Below are 18,266 nucleotides of genomic sequence, written 5' to 3'. Positions count from 1 at the left end.
GCGATCGGTTGCCGAGCCGCCCGCGACGCCCTATCTGCGGGGCATGACCAGTATATCCGATATCGCGCTCACGCCGGCGGCCGCGGCCCGCGTTGCGGCGATCGCCGAGCGGCAGGGCAAGCCGGCGGTCCTCAGGCTTTCGGTCGAGGGCGGCGGCTGCTCGGGTTTCCAATATCGATTCGGTCTCGCCGAGCAGATCGACGATGACGATATTCGCGTCGATACCGATGGTGCGGCGCTGGTGGTCGATCCGATCAGCCTCGATCTCGTGCGCGGCTGTTCGGTCGATTTCGTCGATTCGCTGGGTGGTGCGGCGTTCCGTGTCGAAAATCCGAATGCGGCGAGCGGCTGCGGCTGCGGTACCAGCTTCGCGGTTTGAGGCCTGTTTGAAACGGAGCGGGCCGGTGTCGATAATTGGACGAAAATCTTGAAAATCGTCACTTACAACGTCAACGGCATCAAGGCGCGGCTGCCGCGGCTGGTCGAATATCTGGCCGAGCAACAGCCCGATATCGTGTGCCTGCAGGAACTGAAATCGAGCGACGAGACCTTTCCCGAGGCGGATATCCGCGCGGCCGGTTACGGCGCGGTGTGGCATGGGCAGAAGGGGTTCAACGGGGTCGCGGTGCTCGCAAAGGGCATGGACCCGGTCGAGCGCCAGCGGGGGCTCGCGGGCGATCCCGAGGATGCGCACAGCCGCTATCTCGAGGTCGATATCGACGGGCTGACGGTCGCATCGATCTATCTGCCCAACGGCAATCCGCAGCCAGGGCCCAAGTTCGACTATAAACTCCAGTGGATCGATCGGCTGCGCGATCGTGCCCGTGCGCTGCTCGCCGAGGAACGGCCGGCGGTGCTGGCGGGCGATTACAATGTCATTCCCAATGACGACGATACCTATTCGGTGAGCGCGATGCAGGACGACGCGCTGATGCAGCCCGAAAGCCGCGCGGGTTATCGCGCCTTATTGGGACAGGGCTGGACCGACGCGCTCCGGACGCGGCATCCGGGTGGCGGGGTGTGGACCTTCTGGGATTATCAGGCGGGCGCGTGGCAGCGTGACGCGGGATTCCGCATCGATCATCTGCTGCTCAGCCCGCAGGCGGCCGATCGACTGGTCGATGCCGGGGTCGACAAGGAGTATCGCGGTCGCGAGCGTGCCAGCGACCATGCGCCGACCTGGGCGCGGCTGCGGTAGAGTTGATCGTCGTCATGCCGGATCGGTTCGATCAGAACCGGGCCGACTCTACCGATGCCCTTGACCGATACCGAGATCGGCGGGGCCGAAGGCGTGCGGGAGCAACGCGGACAGGAGGTGGGTTTCGATCGTCTCGCCGGTCATGCCCGCGCAATGGATCACGAGATCGCGGCCGCCCATCTGCGCGGCTTCGTTGAGGATCTGGCGGCAGCGACCGCAGGGACGGATCGGTGCAGTGCCTGTTGCGCCACCTTGTCCTATCGCGCCGCCGACGATTCCGATCGCGACCACATCGGCCAGCCGCCCCAGCGCGTTCGCGCTCGCCAGCGCGACGGTTTCCGCGCACAGCGACAAACCATAGCTCGCATTCTCGAAATTGGCGCCGGTGACGATGCTGCCGTCGGTGAGGCGCAGCGCCGCGCCCACCGCGAAGCGCGAATAAGGCGCGTGGGCGTTCGCAGCGACGGCGCGCGCGGCAGCGATCAGCGCGGCGGGATCGCTCATGGCGCGACCACATCCCACGTGACCGGCCCCTTGATGCCCTCGACCCGGCGGATGTCCGATGCCTGCCACACCCGCCACGGCCGGGGGCCGTAATCTGGTTCGAAGAAATTGCGCGCGCTCCAGATCGGCCGCGCGAACGAATTGGCGGGCTGATAGGCCTTGGCGACCGCCCTGGAAACCTTGAGCAGCATCGGTTCGCCTGTATGCGTTTCGGCGATGCGAAGGAAGGTTTCGAGCGCCGCGATCACCTCTGCGGGTTCGGGGCGGACGGCGCATTCGTCGGAGAAAGCGATGTCGAGTACCGCGGGCAGCGCGTCGGCGCTGCGCGGGAAGGTGGTGACGAAGGCATTGGCCTGCGCGCGTGCGGGGGTGCAGAACGACCAAAGATGAATCGCGCCGCGCCGCAGCCCGGCCGCCGCCGCACCGCGCCAATTGGCGGCAAAGCGCGGATCGCGCACCGCGCCGTCGGTGGCGCGGATATAGGCGAAATCGGCATCGTGCGCGGCGACATTGTTCCAGTCGATCTCGCCTTGTGCTGCGGAGACATGGAGGCCCTGGATCGGGTAGGTCTCGGGGCTTGGGCGCCAGTGGATCGCTTTGGTCCACGCGATCGTCGTGGCGATCGCCAGCACGATCAGAATCGCCCCGGCCCGCCCCACTCGGCTCTTGAGCACGCTCTTACCCCCTGATGTGCAGCACGCACAGCAGCGTGAACAGCCGCCGCGCGGTATCGAAATCGACCTCGATCTTGCCGCCCAGCCTCTCTCTCAGCAAGTCGGCGGCGTCGTTGTGGATCGCGCGGCGAGCCATGTCTACCGTCTCGATCTGCTGCGGGGTGGCGGCGCGGATCGCCTGATAATAGCTGTCGCAGATCGCGAAATAGTCGCGGATCGGGCGCTTGAAACGGCCGAGCGCGAGGACATGCGTTTCGAGATGGCTGCGATCCTCACGATCGATCCGGAGTGCGAGGCGCCCTTCCTCGACCGTGAGCGCCAGCCGGTACGGCCCCGCATAGCCGTCGGCATGCCGCTTCTGCGGCGCGAAATGATTGCCCTCGAGCAGATCGTAGATCGCGATCCGGCGTTCCTGCTCAACATCGGCGTTGCGCCACAGGATGGTACGCTCGTCGAGGTGCACGTCGATGATCCGGGGATCGGCCATGTCCCGCCTATCGGCGAGCGGGCGAGGGGAATCAATCGGTTCCACGTTATCCACAGCAGGGAGAACGCATCTTGGCTTTGAGAGCCTCGCCAATCGGGTTAGAGCGGTTGCCATGGCCACCATTGCTCTCGCCCCCCCGGCGCCCGCCGCCGACGGCCCCGCGCTGCCGCAAAATGTCGAGGCCGAAGCGGCGCTGCTCGGCGCGATGATGATCGACAATCGCGTTGCCGACGACGTGGTCGACCGACTCGAGGAGGAGCATTTCTACGAGCCCGTCCACGGTCGTATCTTCACCGCGATCCGCACGCTGCGCGCCAGCGACATGCTCGCGACGCCGGTAACGCTGCGGCCGCTGTTCGAGGCCGATGAGGGGATGCGCGAACTGGGCGGCCCGGCATATCTTGCGCAGCTCACCGGATCGGGGGCGGGACTGATCGGCGCCAAGCAATTCGCGCAGCAGATCTACGATCTCGCGATGCTGCGGGCGCTGGTCTCGGTGGGGCGGACGCTGGTCGATCGTGCGCTCGACACCTCGGAGGAGGTCAATCCGCGCGCGCAGATCGAACTCGCCGAGGAAGAATTGTTCAAGGTCGCCGCCGACGGCGGCGGCGCCAACGCGGCCAAGACTTTTGCGCAGGCGACGACGCTGGCGGTCAAGATGGCCGAACGCGCGCTCGATTCGGGCGGCAATGTGTCGGGGATCACCACCGGGCTCGATTCGGTGAACACCAAGATCGGTGGGCTGCATCGTTCCGACCTGCTGATCCTCGCCGGGCGCCCCGGCATGGGCAAGACCTCGCTCGCCACGAACATCGCCTTCAACGCGGCGCGGCGCTGGATGCGCGACATGGAGGACGGCATCGCCCCGGAGAAGTCGGTGGGCGCCAAGGTCGCGTTCTTCAGCCTCGAAATGTCGGCGGATCAGTTGGCCACGCGTATTCTGGCCGAACAGTCGCGGATCAGTTCCGAAGCGTTGCGCATGGGCAAGATCAGCCGGACCGAATTCGGCCAGCTCGCCGCCGCGGCCGCACAGCTCGAAAATCTACCGCTGTTCATCGACGATACCGCCGGCCTGTCGATCGGCGCGCTCCACACGCGGATGCGGCGGCTGCAACGGCGCAACAACCACGAAATCGGGCTGGTGGTGGTCGATTATCTCCAGCTTCTTTCGGGGTCGGGACGCAGCAGCAACGACAATCGCGTGCAGGAAATCTCCGAGATCAGCCGTGGGCTCAAGACGCTCGCCAAGGATCTCAACGTGCCCGTACTCGCGCTGTCGCAGCTCAGCCGTGCGGTCGAGCAGCGCGAAGACAAGCGGCCGCAGCTTTCGGATCTGCGCGAATCGGGATCGATCGAGCAGGATGCCGACATGGTGCTGTTCGTGTTCCGCGAGGATTATTACGTTGCCGCCAAGGAGCCCAAAATCCCGATGGAGGGCGATTCGGCCAAGGTCTTCGAGGATCACGCCGCCTGGGCCAACCAGATGCGCGAGATCGACGGCATCGCCGAGCTGATCGTCGCCAAGCAGCGCCACGGCGCCACCGGACGGGTACGGCTGCGGTTCGAGCCCGAGGTAACGCGCTTCAGCGATCTGGCGAGCGACGATTACCGGAACGCGCCGAGCTTTTGAGTAACCTACCGGGTACGCCGCTGCGCGTTGTGCCGGTCCGGGCTTCCGCCTAGAGGAAGGGTTCCTCACCCGGCTTGTCGGGAACGTGGATGCCGCATTCGACCTTTTCCCAGCCACGCCAGCGGCCCGCGCGGGGGTCTTCGCCGGGCTGGACCTTGCTCGTGCACGGCGCGCAACCGATCGAGGGATAGCCGTCGGCGACCAGCGGATGCGGGGGCAGCGCGTGCGTTTCGAAATAGGCGGCGATGTCTTGCCGCGACCAGCTTGCGAGCGGGTTGATCTTGAGCCGCCCGGCGGTGTCGGTGGTGTCGATCTCGAACCGGGGGAGGCCGGCACGGGTCGTCGACTGGAAGCCCTTGCGGCCGGTGAAGGTCGCGTCGAACCCGGCAAGCGCGCGCGCCAGCGGCCGAACCTTGCGAATCTCGCAGCAGCCGTCGGGATCGTACGACCAGCGCAGCCCGGTTTCGTCGCGCGTGGCGAGATCGGCCGGATCGGGGGTGAGGTTGACGAGATTGAGCCCCAATTGCCCGGCGAGCAGATCGCGATAGGCGAGCGTTTCGTCGAAATGCTTGCCGGTATCGAGAAACAGCACCGGCAGATCGGGTGCAATCCGGGTCACCAGATGCAGCAGCACCGCCGATTCGGCGCCGAACGACGAAATGATCGCGGCGTTGCCGATCAGATCGTCGGCGATCACGGCCGCCAGCATCTCGCCCGCGTCATGACCGCGGAACAGATTGTTGAGCCGGATCGCCTCGGCCTGGGTGAAGCGCGGGCCGGTATCGATGATGTCCAGCGCGCGGCTAGCCATGCCGCAATTTCCACACCGGCACCGCGTCGTCGGCGGCATGCTGATAAACATAAGGGTAGATCGTCAGCAGCCGCTCGACCGTTTCGGGATCGAGCGGGGCATCGGGGGCAAAGGCATCGAAGCCGCAGCGGCGCATGAACAGCAGTTCGTCGACCAGCACGTCGCCGGTCGCCCTGATCTCGCCGGTATAACCTGATTCGCGCAGGATGCGCGCCGACGAATAGCCGCGGCCGTCGCGGAAGCGCGGGAAATCGACTTCGACCAGCCGCACGCGATCGAGCACGGGGAGCAGCAGGCGAACGTCGTCGCCGGCCTCGATCCGCACCGAGACGGCGCCGTCCTGATCGAGGAACGCGTCGAGCGATACCGCCGGCTCTTCGGCGGGCTGATCGTCGCGGAAGCGCAGAATATCATCCATAAATGGCCTCCTTGAACGGCTCCATGCCGACGCGGCGGTAGGTATCGAGAAAGCGCTCGCCGTCGGTGCGCAGGCTGCGGTAGGTTTCGATCGCCTTTTCGACCGCATCGACCACGCCGTCCTCGTCGAAGCCAGGGCCGGTGATCTTGGCGAGCGTGGTATCTTCGGCCCCCGAACCGCCGAGCAGAAGCTGGTAGTTTTCGGTGCCCTTCCGATCGACCCCGAGGATGCCGATATGCCCGGCGTGGTGGTGTCCGCAGGCGTTGATGCAGCCCGAAATCTTGATCTTGAGCTCACCCAGATCCTGCTGGCGTTCGATGTCGGCGAAACGCTGGGCGATCTTCTGCGCGACCGGCGTCGAGCGCGCATTGGCGAGGCTGCAATAATCGAGCCCTGGGCACGAGATGATGTCGGTGACCAGATCGAGGTTGACGTCGCCCAGCCCGGCGGCGTCGAGCGCCTGCCAGACCGCGGGCAGATCGGCCTTGCGAACGTGCGGCAGAACGATGTTCTGGGTGTGCGCGACGCGCACCTCGCCCAGGCTGTAGCGCTCGGCGAGATCGGCCACCACGTCGAGCTGGTCGGCGGTGATGTCGCCGCCGATGCCCGCGATCGCCTTCAGGCTGATATTGACGATCGCATAACCCGGCGCCTTGTGCTCGGCGAGCTGGCGATCGACCCACAAAGCGAAATCGGGGTCTGTGCGATCGATCTCCTCGGACAGCCCGGTTTCGAACGCGGGCGGCGCGAAATAGGCGGCGATGCGATCGAATTCGGCGCGCGGCGGATCGGTGCCGAGCGTCGCGATATGCGCATATTCTTCCTCGACCTGACGTGTGAATTCCTCGACGCCAAGTTCGTGGACGAGGATCTTCATCCGCTGCTTGTGGATATTGTCACGCCGCGCGTGACGGTTCCACACCCGCAGGATCGCCTGGCAATAGCTGAACAGTCGATCGGCCGGGCAGAAGGCGCGGATCAACTCGGCGATGAACGGGGTGCGCCCCATGCCGCCGCCGGCATAGATTTCGAAACCCTCTTCGCCCGCCTCGTTGCGCACCAGGCGCAGCCCTACGTCGTGCCAGCGGATCGCGGCACGATCGCCGGGCGCGGCGGTGAAGGCGAATTTGAACTTGCGCGGCAGGTAGCTGAACTCGGGATGGAAGGTCGTCACCTGACGCAGCAACTCCGCCCAGGGGCGCGGATCGGCGATCTCGTCGGCCGCCGCCCCCGCATAATGATCCGCCGAGATGTTACGGATGCTCTCGCCCGAGGTCTGGATCGCATGGAGCTGGACCTTGGCGAACTCGGCCAGAATATCGGGCGTCTGTTCGAGCTTGATCCAGTGGAACTGGATGTTCTGGCGCGTGGTGAAATGCCCGTAGCCGCGATCGTAGGTGCGTGCGACATGGCCGAGCATCCGCACCTGATCGGGGTTGAGCGTGCCGTACGGAATCGCGATCCTGAGCATATAGGCGTGGAGCTGGAGGTAGAGCCCGTTCTTGAGCCGGAGCGGCTTGAACTGGTCCTCGGTCATGTGGCCGGCGATGCGGCGCTGCACCTGATCGCGAAATTCCTCGACGCGGGCGTCGACGATTTGCTGGTCATATTGGTCGTAACGATACATGTCAGATCACCCAGTTGCCGGCCTGCGGGTCAGCGGGCTTGAGCGTGAGATCGGGGCGCACGGTGGGCCCCAGCGCCCGAATGCGATGCTTGATGTGCGCGGGGCGGGGCCCTTGCGGGGTCGCCTCGGCATCGATGACGACGGGGCCGTTGACGCGGCGCGCGCCTTCCTCGGCGGCGGCGATCGCATCGCCTTCTTCGCCGACATCGACGGCATCCTCGATATGGATCGACCAGTCACTGCCGGTCCACCAGGTGACCGCGCCGGTGCGCAGATCGTTGCCGGTAAGGAGCTTCACGCTACAGTCTCCGCGATACGTGCCCAGCGGGCGAGTTTGTCCTGCGCGTCGGAAAGCTCGACGACCTCGCCGACGACAATGATCGCCGGGCTCTCAACCTGCTCGCGGGTCACCATCGCGCCCAGATCGGCAAGCAAGGTCTTGAGCGCGCGGGCGCCGTCAAGCGTGCCCTTTTCGAGCACCGCGACCGGCATGTCGGGGGCAACGCCGTCCGCCATCAATTTGTCGGCGATGTCGCCCGCGGTGGCGACGCCCATGTAGATCACCAACGTGCGGCCTTGCCCGGCGAGCCCCGACCAATTCTGGTCGGTGAGCCCCTTGCACTGGCCCGCGACGAAGCTGACCGCCGAGCTGTAATCGCGATGCGTGAGCGGCAGCATCGCTTCGGCGGCGCAGCCGAGCGCTGCCGACACGCCGGGGATCACCTCGACGCGAAGCCCCGCCGCGCGGACCGCTTCGACTTCCTCGCCGCCGCGGCCGAAGACGAACGGATCACCGCCCTTCAGGCGCACCACGATCGACCCCACGCGGACATGCGCGACGATCAGCGCATTGATCGCGTCCTGCGACAGCGTGTGGCGCGCGCGTTTCTTGGCGACCGAAATCCGCTGCGCCGACGCCGGGGCGAGATCGAGGACGCGCGGGTCGATCAGTCCGTCATGGACGACGACATCGGCTGATTGCAGCGCATCGACCGCACGCACGGTGAGCAGGCCGGGATCACCCGGACCGGCACCGACCAGGATGACGCGCCCACGCGCGCCGGGATCGAGGAGACTAACCATGGTGCAGCATCTGGCGTGCGCGGCACCGGACCACAATTCATGCTTGCTTGGGGCAGGGGTAGCGGAGCTTTCGCGGGCGTGGCGGCCTGGGTTGACAATGTGGTGAAGCGGCCCCTCAGGCCGTCAGCACCCGATCGTCGAACAGCCCGAAGGCGAGCGTCGACGCGTAGAGCGCGACCGCGCGATCGCGGGGCATCGTCGAGGCCCATTTGCGCATGTCGAACGCGGCATTTTGCAGCGCCATCAGCGTCTGCGCCGCGATCAGCGGATCGATCGCGCGCACCGATCCGCCGGCGATGCCATCGGCGATGGTGCCGGCATAGCGGCGCGCGATCCGGTTCGAGCGATCGACCATCGCCTGTCGCACCCCCGGCGGAAGGCCGTGCAGCGCCGTGGTGCGCAGCAACGGCCCGCGTTCCGAAAATTGGACGTCGAGCAGCGTCGCGATGATGCTCGACAACCGATGCCACTGCGCACCGCCGCGCTGATCGGCGAGCCGCTGCGTTGTGGCGATCGTATCGAAGCTGCGCTTGTAGCAGGCGATGACGAGATCATCTTTGGCATCGAGATGATGGTAGAAACTACCCTTGGTGACGTTCAATTCGCTCGCGATCCGCTGCACCGAGGCGCCGCGATAGCCGAGTTCGTTGATGAGGCGCGTGGCGGCACGCAGGAATTGCTCGCGCCCCGGCTCGGCCTGATCGTGTTCGAGGTCGATCAGATCGGGGGCCCATTGCTCGTCCGACGCGGCGATCCCGTGCGCGAACACCTCCATCAGCCGCTGCTCGACGCGATCATATTGATCGGGATCGTAGCGATCGAGCCAGACCGGAAGCCAGAAGGTGTTCTCGAGCAACACGTGCGCGCGCGCGCCGAACAAATCGTGCCGCGCCTTGTCGGTGACGTTGCCCCATAGCGCGCGCGTCTTGCGGAACACCTCGCGCCAGCCCGCGAGCAGCGGTTCGCGATACGGTTCCTCCATCGCCCGCAGATCGGACAGCACCGCGAACGCGGTCTCCTCGCCGCGCTCGATCCGGCCGAGGCGCGCCATGTTGATCGCGAGATAGCGTGAGACGCGGGCCTCGGGGGTCGGCTCTTTGTGCGCCTCGTCGAGCATCGCCATCAGCGTGTCGAGCGTATGCTCGAAACAGGCCGCGGCGAGATCGTCCTTGCGTTTGAAATAGTAAGTGACGCTGGTGGTGTTGAGCCCGACCCGCCGCGCGACATCGGCGAAGGTCATCCCCTTCGCGCTCTGGGCGTTGATCGTCTCGGCGGCGGCGGCGAGAATCGCATCGCGCTTGGCACGAAATCGCTTCGTGCCGCCATCGTCGCTCTGTGATACCGGTTGCGCCCCGTGCATGTTGCTAGATTACCAGCTTCGTTTCGAAGGAACAGTAGCTTTTTGCGCCGAGGCGAGATCGTGGCGCTTGAAGGTCAGAGGCGACGCTGAAGGGCGGTGAGAGCGCTTTACCGAATATCGGGTATGGACTAGGCTGAAGCCGAAGCGACACGGGAAGGGATGGCGGTATGGATTTCACGCTTTCGGACCGCGAGACGCACTGGCGCGATCGCGTGCGCGATTTCATCGATCGCGAGATCCGTCCGCGGCAGGCCGAACACGATGCCGAGGCGGATGATGGCGAGCGCTGGAAAGTGCTTGGCGTCATCGAAGAGGTCAAGGCGAAGGCGAAAGCCGCGGGGCTATGGAATTTCTTCATGCCGCCGCAATCGGGCCGCGTCCATGTCGACGATTCGTTCGTGTTCGAGGGCGAACAGCTCACCAATCTCGAATATGCGTTATGTGCCGAGGAAATGGGCAGGATCGGCTGGGCGAGCGAGTGTTTCAACTGCTCGGCGCCCGATACGGGCAATATGGAAGTGTTCCACCGCTACGGCACGCGCGCGCAGAAGGAACGCTGGCTCCGCCCGCTGATGAACGGCGAGATCCGCTCCGCCTTCCTGATGACCGAGCCCGCGGTCGCCTCGTCCGACGCCACCAATATCCAGACCAGCATGGTGCGTGACGGCGACCATTATATCGTCAACGGCCGCAAATGGTGGTCGAGCGGAGTCGGCGATCCCCGCTGCAAGGTCGCGATCCTGATGGGCAAGACCGACACGCAAGCCAGTCGCCACACCCAGCAATCGATGCTGATCCTCGAGATGGAGACGCCCGGGGTCACGATCGAGCGGATGCTGTCGGTCTATGGTTATGACCACGCCCCGCACGGCCATGGCGAAGTGCTGCTCGAAAACGTCCGTGTGCCGGTCGAGAATATGCTGCTCGGCGAGGGGCGCGGCTTCGAGATCGCGCAGGGGCGCCTCGGGCCGGGGCGCATCCACCATTGCATGCGCACGATCGGGGTGGCGGAAGCCGCGATCGAGGCGATGGCCAAACGGCTGCTGACCCGCGTCGCGTTCGGCAAGCGCATCGCCGATCATTCGGTGTGGGAACAGCGGATCGCCAAGGCGCGGATCGATATCGAGATGACGCGGCTGTTGTGCCTCAAGGCCGCCGACATGATGGACAAGGCGGGCAACAAGGCGGCGCAGCAGGAAATCGCGATGGTCAAGGTGGCGGCGCCGACGATGGCGCTCCAGATCCTCGACGATGCGATCCAGGCGCATGGCGGCGGCGGGGTGAGCCAGGATTTCGGGCTTGCGCACGCCTGGGCTGCGATGCGGACGCTGCGTTTCGCCGACGGCCCCGACGAGGTTCACAATCGCGCGATCGCACGGCACGAATTCGGGAAATATGCCGATCTGCCCGATGCGGTGGCAGCGAAGGAAATGGTGCGGCGCTAGTCGGCAATCGGTTACGGACGTTGGAGGTAGGCTCTTGAAAGCAGCGGTTCTTTTTGAAGCCGGTCAACCACTCCGAATCGAGGAGGTGGCGATCGCCAAACCCGGCCCGCACGAGGTGCTGATCCGCACCGCCGCGGTCGGCGTGTGCCGATCCGATCTGCATTTCGTCGATGGCGCCTATCCGCATCCGATGCCGACGATCCCGGGGCACGAGGCGGCGGGCGTGGTCGAAGCGGTGGGCGACGAGGTGCGCACGGTGAAGCCCGGCGATCACGTCGTTTCCTGTCTGTCGGCCTATTGCGGACATTGCGAATTCTGCGTCACCGGCCGGATGTCGCTGTGCGTCGCGCCCGACACCAAGCGTGCCAAGGGCCTGCCGCCGCGGCTGAGCATGGGCGACCAGATTATCCACCAGATGCTCAACCTGTCGGCTTATGCCGAACAGATGCTGATCCACGAACATGCCTGCGTGGCGATCGATCGCGACATGCCGCTCGATCGCGCAGCGATTCTGGGCTGCGCGGTGACGACGGGCGCGGGGGCGGTGTTCAATGCCACCGACGTGACGCCGGGCGAGAGCGTGTGCGTCGTCGGCTGCGGCGGCGTCGGGCTGGCGGCGATCAACGCGGCGAAGATTGCCGGCGCGGGCAAGATCATTGCGGTCGATCCGGTCGCCGACAAGCGTGCGCTCGCGACGAAACTGGGCGCGACGCACGTTGTCGATGCGCTGTCGGAAAACGCGGCCGACGAGGTGATCGAGATCACGCGCGGCGGCGTCGACCACGCGATCGAGGCGGTCGGGCGGCCGCAATCGGCGGCGACCGCGGTCAAGGTGCTGCGCCGCGGCGGCACCGCGACGATCCTCGGGATGATGCCGCTGGCCGAGACGGTGGGCCTGTCCGCGCTCGACCTGCTGTCGGGCAAAAGGTTGCAAGGCGCGCTGATGGGGGCAAACCGCTTTCCGGTCGAGATTCCGCGGCTGGTCGATTTTTATCTGCGTGGGGCGCTCGATCTCGACACGATCATCGCCGAGCGGCTGCCGCTCGACCGGATCAACCACGCGTTCGACGAACTCCGCAAGGGCGACGCGACCCGATCGGTGGTGGTATTCTGAGGGGGCGTTATGACCGGCGAGATCAACATTGTCGCGGTCGGTGAGAAGGATCGGCTCGACGAGGCGAGGCTGACCGCGTGGATGGAAGCCAATGTCGCGGGGTTCCGCGGGCCGCTCACCTACGCCAAATTCGCCGGGGGGCAATCGAACCCGACCTATCGCATCGACAGCCGCTCGGGCAGCTATGTGCTGCGGCGCAAGCCGTTCGGGCCGTTGCTGCCTTCCGCGCACGCGGTCGATCGCGAATATCGACTGATCGCCGGGCTGCACCCGACCGGTTTTCCGGTCGCGCGGCCTTATGGGCTGTGCACCGACGAGAGCGTGATCGGGGCGATATTCTATGTGATGGGCTATGCCGACGGGCGTAATCTGTGGGACGGGACGCTGCCCGATTATGGGCCTGCCGAGCGCACCGCGCTCTACCATGCGATGGGCGATACGCTGGCGGCGCTGCACGGCACCGATTACGTGCGCGTGGGGCTGGGCGATTACGGCAAGCCGGGCAATTATTTCGAACGCCAGGTCGCGCGCTGGACCAAGCAATATCGCATGAGCGAAACCGAACACATGCCCGAGGTCGAGCGGCTGATCGACTTTCTCGCCGCGACGATCCCGCCGCAGACGCGGACCGGAATCGTCCACGGCGATTACCGCATCGACAATATGATCTTCGCGAAGGAGGCGCCCGACGTCATTGCGGTGCTCGACTGGGAATTGTCGACGCTGGGCGATCCGCTCGCCGATTTTTCGTATTTTCTGATGAGCTGGGTGACCGCGCCCGAGGGGCGATCGGGGGTCATGGGGCGGACCGGGCCCGAGACCGGCATCCCGACGATCGAGGCCATGACCGAGCGCTATTGCGCGGCAACGGGACGCGACGGAATGCCCGGTCTGGATTGGTATTTCAGCTACAATCTGTTCCGCCTGACGGGCATCGTCCAGGGGATCAAGAAGCGGATCGTCGACGGCACCGCCTCGAGCGCGCAGGCCGAAAAATCGGCAGCGCAGGTCTATCGGCTGGCGAAGGCGAGCTGGGATTTCGCGGTCAGGGCGGGGGCGGAATAACGGCCCGTGCGAACGGAGGTGACCATGCGTTTCGAGGGCAAGTCGATCATCGTCACGGGGGCAGGTTCCGGGATCGGGCGAGCGACCGCGCGCCTGTTCGCGGGCGAGGGCGGGCAGGTGATCGTCGCCGATCGGACCGAGGGTGCCGATGAGACCGCGGCGATGATCGTGCAGGATGGCGGCACCGCGCAGGCGATCCGGATCGATGCGGGCAACGAGGATGATGTGGCGCGCGCCGTCGCGCTGGCCTGTGAGCGGTTCGGCGGGCTCGACGTGGTTTATGCCAATGCCGGGATCGCCGGCGGTATTCCCGGCCTGTTCGAGGATACGCCTGAGACGTGGGCGGAGGTATTACGAGTCAATCTCATCGGCCCGTTCCTCGCAATCAAGCACGCCGCGCCCCGGATCGTCGAGCGCGGCAAGGGAGCGATCGTGTGCACGGCGAGCGTCGCGGGCTTGCGATCGGGCGCGGGCGGCCCGGCCTATTCGGCCTCGAAGGCGGGCGTCATCAGCCTCGTCCAGCTTGCCGCGCAGCAATTGTCGGGCTCCAATGTCCGCGTCAACGCGATCTGCCCCGGCTTGATCGAGACCGGGATGACGAAGCGCGCCTACGACTATGCCCGCGAGCAGGGCAAGGAGGACCGGATCGGCCGCCTCAATCCGCTGCGGCGCGGCGGCGAGCCCGAGGAGATCGGCCGGGTCGCGCTGTTCCTTGCCTCGGACGAGGCGAGCTACATCAACGGGCAGGCGATCGTCGTCGATGGCGGGCTGTCGTCGAGCCATCCGGTGACGCGACAGGAATTCGGCAAGACCGCCGTGTGACCATGCGATCGGGCACGATGGCTGCAGGCGGAGGTCGAACGGGATGACGCCGCCGCCGAATCGGGCTAAGCGCGCCACCCACATGCCGGTCAATATCCTCCACCTCCACTCCGCCTTCGATCTCGGCGGCAAGGAAGCGCGCGCGGTGCGGCTGATGAACGCGTTCGGCGATGCGGCGCGGCATACGATCGTGTCGGGGGTGCCCGACGCGCTATCGGCACGCGACGCGATCGCGCCGGGCATCAAATACGAGATCGCGCAGGACCCGCCGGCGTTGACCGGCCGGCCATCGGTCGCGCGGTTCGAGGCGCTGGCGCGCTACATGCGGCGGTTCGATCTGGTGCTGACCTATAATTGGGGCGCTGTCGACGGGGTGATGGCGCGCCGCGCCTTTTCCAAGGGCGCGCCGCCGCTGATCCACCACGAGGACGGTTTCAACGCCGACGAGGCGGATCATCTCAAGATCGAACGCAACATGTATCGCCGGATCGCGCTGGGCGCGGCGGCGGCGCTGGTGGTGCCCTCGGTTCTGCTCGAAAAGATCGCGACCCAATATTGGAAGCAGCCCGCCGCCAGGCTGCACCGCATCCCCAACGGCATCCCGACCGGGCTCTATGCGGCCAGGCCCGATCCCAGGGCGATCCCCGGCTTTCGCCGCAAGCCGGGCGAGTTGGTGGTGGGATCGCTGGCCGGGCTGCGGGCGGTGAAGGATCTGCCGATGCTGCTGCGCGCGTGCGCGGGCGTGCCGGGCAAGCTCAGGATCGTGATCGTTGGCGAAGGCCCCGAACGCGCGGCGATCGAAAACGCGGCCGCGCTGGTCGGGCTCGGTGACCGCCTGCATCTGCCGGGCTTTCTGCGCGAGCCGCATCGTTTCGTCGGGCTGTTCGATATTTTCGCGCTGTCTTCGAAAAGCGAGCAATTCCCGATCTCGGTGATCGAGGCGATGGCGGCGGGGCTGCCGATCGCGTCGCCCTCGGTCGGCGATGTCGGCCAGATGGTATCCGAAGCCAATTGGCCGTATATTGCGCCGCATGTCGATGCGGTGGAACTGCGCGACATGATCACCATGCTGGCCGGCGACAAGGCGACGCGCGTGGCGGTGGGCGCTCACAATCGGGCGAAAGCGCAGGCGATGTTCGACGAGAATGTGATGATCGCGCGTTATGCCGCGCTCTATGCCGACTCGATCGGGCGGCCCGGTATTTTCGGCTAGCGCATCGTCCGAAAAAATGGGACGCGATTTTTCGCAAACAGCGATGCGATAACAAGGGATTAGAGCAAGCTTCCCGAGTCGGGTCCAACCTAGCTTGCGTCAGGCGGCGAAAGTGTTCGCGTCGCGGCGGCGCGCCGTTATAAGCGGCGTCGATTCAATTGGAGGTATGCGTGTTCAAAGGCGTGAAGCCCATCGTCTACAACGGCCGCGAAGTCTGGCCGCTGATCGAGGGGGGGAAGGGCGTTTCTGCGACGAACCATGCCAGTACCGGCGCTTGGGCGGCGGCGGGCGGGATCGGGACGATCTCGGCGGTCAACGCCGACAGCTATGATCCCGACGGCAAGATCATCCCGCAGGTCTACAAGGCATTGACCCGGCGCCAGCGGCACGAGGAGTTGGTTGAATACGCGATCGAAGGCGCGGTGCAGCAGGTGCAGCGTGCCCACGAGATTGCGGGAAACCGGGGTGCGATCAACATCAACGTGCTGTGGGAAATGGGGGGTGCGCAGCGCGTGCTCCACGGCGTGCTTGAACGGACGCGCGGGCTGGTCGCGGGGGTAACCTGCGGCGCGGGGATGCCGTACAAGCTGTCCGAGATCGCGGCGTCGTACAACGTCAATTATCTCCCGATCGTCAGTTCGGCGCGCGCCTTTCGCGCGCTGTGGAAGCGTGCCTATTCGAAGGCGTCCGAGTGGCTGGCGGCGGTGGTCTATGAAGATCCGTGGCTCGCGGGGGGGCATAACGGCCTGTCCAACGCCGAAGACCCGCTGAAGCCCGAAGACCCGTATCCGCGCGTCAAGGCGCTGCGCGAGACGATGCGCGAAGGCGGGATTTCGGACGATGTGCCGATCGTGATGGCGGGCGGCGTCTGGTATCTGCGCGAGTGGGAAAACTGGATCGACAACCCCGAATTGGGCACGATCGCCTTCCAGTTTGGCACCCGCCCGCTGCTGACCAAGGAAAGTCCGATCCCGCAAGGGTGGAAAGACAAGCTGCTCGAGATCGAGCCCGACGAGGTGCTGCTGCACCAGTTTTCGCCGACCGGTTTCTATTCGAGCGCGGTGCGCAATCCGTTCCTCCGCAATCTCGAGGCGCGCTCGGAACGGCAGATCCCGTTCTCGACGCAGGAAGCGGGCGACCACACCTTCCAGCTCGATGTCGGCGTGAAGGGCAAGAATTTCTGGGTGACGCGCAACGACCTGCTGCGCGCGCGGACGTGGTTCGGCGAGGGCTTCACCGAGGCGCTCAAGACCCCCGACAACACGCTCGTCTTCGTCACCGATGCCGAGAAGAAAGACATCCGCAAGGATCAGGCCGATTGCATGGGCTGCCTCAGCCAGTGCCTGTTCTCGTCCTGGGCCGATACCGACACCAATTCGACCGGCCGGCTGGCCGATCCGCGCAGCTTCTGCATCCAGAAGACCCTGCAGGATATCGCGCACGGCGGCCCGGTTGAAAACAATCTGATGTTCGCCGGCCATTCGGCATCGAACTTCAGGCGCGATCCCTTCTATTCGAACGGGTTCGTGCCGACGGTGAAGCAACTCGTCGATCGAATCCTGACCGGGGATTGATGATGGGGGCGGGGGCTTCGCCGGGAGCCCCTCAGAGTCGATCCGGTTCTCATTGAACCGGACCGTCCCTGGATTATCTTTTGTTTGCTGTTATTTCCGAGCCGCCGGATGATTCCATCCGGCTCGAAATCACGCTAGATCCAGCCTTCGAGCACCTGATCGGGGGGGCGGTGGCCATCGACCCAGACGCGGATGTTGGCGATGACCTTGTCGCCCATCGCCGCGCGGCCCTCGATCGTGGCTGAGCCCATATGCGGGAGCAGCGTCACGTTGGGGAGCGCCACTAGGCGTGGATCGAGCGCGGGTTCGTGCTCGTAGACGTCGAGCCCGGCGCCGGCGAGTCGCCCTTGTTCGAGCGCCGCGATCAAGGCGGTCTGATCGATAATCTCACCGCGCGCCGTATTGATGATATACACATGCTCGCCGAGCAGCGCGATCCGCCGCGCGTCGATCAGATGCTCGGTCTGCTCGGTATGCGGGGCGTTGATCGAGACGATGTCGGCGATGCGCAGCATGTCATCGAGATCGGCGTGCCAGATCGCGCCCAATTGCGCTTCGAGCACCTGCGGCAACCGGTGGCGGTTATGGTAATGGACCGACAGGCCGAAAGCGCGTGCGCGCGCGGCGACCGCCTGGCCGATCCGGCCCATGCCGACGATTGCCAGTTTCTTGCCGCCGATCCGCCGCCCGAGCATCCCGCCGGGGCTCCAGCCCTTCCAGTCGCCTGAGCGGATCAGCTTCTCGCCATCGACCAGCCGGCGCGGCACCGCGAGGATCAGCGCCAGTGTCATATCGGCGGTGTCCTCGGTGAGCACGCCGGGGGTGTTGGTGACGATGATGTCGCGCGCGCGCGCGGCCTGCAGCGCGATATGATCGACCCCCGCGCCGTAATTGGCGATCAGCCGCAGGCGTTCGCCCGCGCCTTCGATCAGCCCTGCGTCGATCACGTCGGTGACAGTGGGGACGAGCACGTCGCACGTCGCCATCGCCTCGGCGAGCTGACCGCGCGTCATGGGCGTGTCGGTGCGGTTGTTGGTGGTGTCGAACAGCGCCTCCATCCGTTCCATCACCGCATCGGTGAGTTCGCGGGTCACCACTACCTTGGGGCGGGCTTGTCTCGTTTCGGGCATGGCATCGGCTTGGCGCGCGTGAGCGCTTGCGTCAACGGTGGTTGAAGGCGCACGAGGCTTCGGCCTAGGGTTGCCGCGGTATGCGGTTCAGGGGACGACGAATGCGATTGT

The 18,266-nt window shown here is 65.7% G+C and carries 19 protein-coding genes; 9 read left to right on the top strand and 10 right to left on the bottom strand.

Annotated features, from left to right (window positions below):
- Positions 1-52 precede the first annotated feature (52 nt).
- Entirely contained in the window at positions 53-379 is a 327-nt protein-coding gene (erpA, locus tag NFE57_RS06825) for an iron-sulfur cluster insertion protein ErpA (protein ID WP_252135056.1), read from the top strand.
- Positions 380-427: 48 nt separating this feature from the next.
- Positions 428-1,198, top strand: a complete 771-nt coding sequence (xth, locus tag NFE57_RS06820; RefSeq protein WP_252134832.1) for an exodeoxyribonuclease III — start codon at positions 428-430, stop codon at positions 1,196-1,198.
- A 48-nt stretch (positions 1,199-1,246) separates the two neighbouring features.
- Here xth and NFE57_RS06815 read toward each other — a convergent pair whose 3' ends face one another.
- Genes NFE57_RS06815 through NFE57_RS06805 form a run of 3 tightly spaced genes read right to left on the bottom strand, consistent with a single transcriptional unit; the run spans position 1,247 to position 2,863 of the window.
- Positions 1,247-1,702 carry a cytidine deaminase gene (locus NFE57_RS06815; RefSeq protein WP_252134831.1) on the bottom strand — a complete coding sequence of 152 codons (456 nt, stop codon included), beginning with the start codon at positions 1,700-1,702 and terminating at the stop codon, positions 1,247-1,249.
- Positions 1,699-2,376: a glycoside hydrolase family 25 protein gene (locus tag NFE57_RS06810; protein WP_252134830.1), complete on the bottom strand. Its 678-nt coding sequence runs from the start codon at positions 2,374-2,376 to the stop codon at positions 1,699-1,701. The genes NFE57_RS06815 and NFE57_RS06810 overlap by 4 nt, the downstream gene beginning before the upstream one ends.
- A 4-nt stretch (positions 2,377-2,380) precedes the next feature.
- Positions 2,381-2,863, bottom strand: coding sequence for a UPF0262 family protein (locus tag NFE57_RS06805; RefSeq protein ID WP_252134829.1), 483 nt, complete (start codon positions 2,861-2,863; stop codon positions 2,381-2,383).
- A gap of 112 nt (positions 2,864-2,975) precedes the next feature.
- Here NFE57_RS06805 and NFE57_RS06800 point away from each other — a divergent pair, with 112 nt between their 5' ends.
- Complete coding sequence (locus tag NFE57_RS06800; RefSeq protein WP_252134828.1) at positions 2,976-4,493, top strand: replicative DNA helicase; 1,518 nt, start codon at positions 2,976-2,978, stop codon at positions 4,491-4,493.
- Between the two features lie 49 nt (positions 4,494-4,542).
- Here the strand turns inward: NFE57_RS06800 and NFE57_RS06795 are convergent, their stop codons facing one another.
- The 6 genes from NFE57_RS06795 to NFE57_RS06770 all read right to left on the bottom strand — a co-directional run bounded on the left by NFE57_RS06795 (position 4,543) and on the right by NFE57_RS06770 (position 9,792).
- A complete protein-coding gene (locus NFE57_RS06795) occupies positions 4,543-5,304 on the bottom strand; it encodes a phosphoadenylyl-sulfate reductase (RefSeq protein ID WP_252134827.1) in 762 nt (253 codons plus the stop codon).
- Positions 5,297-5,722: a DUF934 domain-containing protein gene (locus NFE57_RS06790; RefSeq protein ID WP_252134826.1), complete on the bottom strand. Its 426-nt coding sequence runs from the start codon at positions 5,720-5,722 to the stop codon at positions 5,297-5,299. Before NFE57_RS06790 ends, NFE57_RS06795 begins: the two co-directional genes overlap by 8 nt.
- A complete protein-coding gene (locus tag NFE57_RS06785; protein WP_252134825.1) occupies positions 5,715-7,349 on the bottom strand; it encodes a nitrite/sulfite reductase in 1,635 nt (544 codons plus the stop codon). The genes NFE57_RS06790 and NFE57_RS06785 overlap by 8 nt, the downstream gene beginning before the upstream one ends.
- 1 nt (position 7,350) lies before the next feature.
- Positions 7,351-7,647 (bottom strand): DUF2849 domain-containing protein, encoded by a 297-nt coding sequence (locus NFE57_RS06780; protein WP_252134824.1) that lies wholly within the window; start codon positions 7,645-7,647, stop codon positions 7,351-7,353.
- Entirely contained in the window at positions 7,644-8,432 is a 789-nt protein-coding gene (gene cobA / locus NFE57_RS06775) for a uroporphyrinogen-III C-methyltransferase (protein WP_252134823.1), read from the bottom strand. The genes NFE57_RS06780 and cobA overlap by 4 nt, the downstream gene beginning before the upstream one ends.
- 115 nt (positions 8,433-8,547) lie before the next feature.
- Complete coding sequence (locus tag NFE57_RS06770; protein WP_252134822.1) at positions 8,548-9,792, bottom strand: TetR/AcrR family transcriptional regulator; 1,245 nt, start codon at positions 9,790-9,792, stop codon at positions 8,548-8,550.
- Between the two features lie 167 nt (positions 9,793-9,959).
- Here NFE57_RS06770 and NFE57_RS06765 point away from each other — a divergent pair, with 167 nt between their 5' ends.
- The 6 genes from NFE57_RS06765 (at position 9,960) to NFE57_RS06740 (ending at position 17,025) form a co-directional block, all read left to right on the top strand.
- Positions 9,960-11,237, top strand: a complete 1,278-nt coding sequence (locus NFE57_RS06765) for an acyl-CoA dehydrogenase family protein (protein ID WP_252134821.1) — start codon at positions 9,960-9,962, stop codon at positions 11,235-11,237.
- A 34-nt stretch (positions 11,238-11,271) separates the two neighbouring features.
- Complete coding sequence (locus NFE57_RS06760) at positions 11,272-12,351, top strand: Zn-dependent alcohol dehydrogenase (RefSeq protein WP_252134820.1); 1,080 nt, start codon at positions 11,272-11,274, stop codon at positions 12,349-12,351.
- 9 nt (positions 12,352-12,360) lie between these two features.
- Positions 12,361-13,416, top strand: coding sequence for a phosphotransferase family protein (locus NFE57_RS06755; protein ID WP_252134819.1), 1,056 nt, complete (start codon positions 12,361-12,363; stop codon positions 13,414-13,416).
- Between the two features lie 24 nt (positions 13,417-13,440).
- Positions 13,441-14,238 (top strand): SDR family NAD(P)-dependent oxidoreductase, encoded by a 798-nt coding sequence (locus NFE57_RS06750; protein WP_252134818.1) that lies wholly within the window; start codon positions 13,441-13,443, stop codon positions 14,236-14,238.
- 82 nt (positions 14,239-14,320) lie between these two features.
- Positions 14,321-15,451, top strand: coding sequence for a glycosyltransferase (locus NFE57_RS06745; protein WP_252134817.1), 1,131 nt, complete (start codon positions 14,321-14,323; stop codon positions 15,449-15,451).
- 170 nt (positions 15,452-15,621) lie between these two features.
- Complete coding sequence (locus tag NFE57_RS06740; RefSeq protein WP_252134816.1) at positions 15,622-17,025, top strand: NAD(P)H-dependent flavin oxidoreductase; 1,404 nt, start codon at positions 15,622-15,624, stop codon at positions 17,023-17,025.
- A gap of 134 nt (positions 17,026-17,159) precedes the next feature.
- Here the strand turns inward: NFE57_RS06740 and NFE57_RS06735 are convergent, their stop codons facing one another.
- Complete coding sequence (locus NFE57_RS06735) at positions 17,160-18,155, bottom strand: 2-hydroxyacid dehydrogenase (RefSeq protein WP_252134815.1); 996 nt, start codon at positions 18,153-18,155, stop codon at positions 17,160-17,162.
- Between the last annotated feature and the right edge of the window lie 111 nt (positions 18,156-18,266).

Source organism: Hephaestia sp. MAHUQ-44 (assembly GCF_023806085.1).
Taxonomy (GTDB): domain Bacteria; phylum Pseudomonadota; class Alphaproteobacteria; order Sphingomonadales; family Sphingomonadaceae; genus Sphingomonas.
This window is presented reverse-complemented; position numbering and strand designations above follow the sequence as displayed.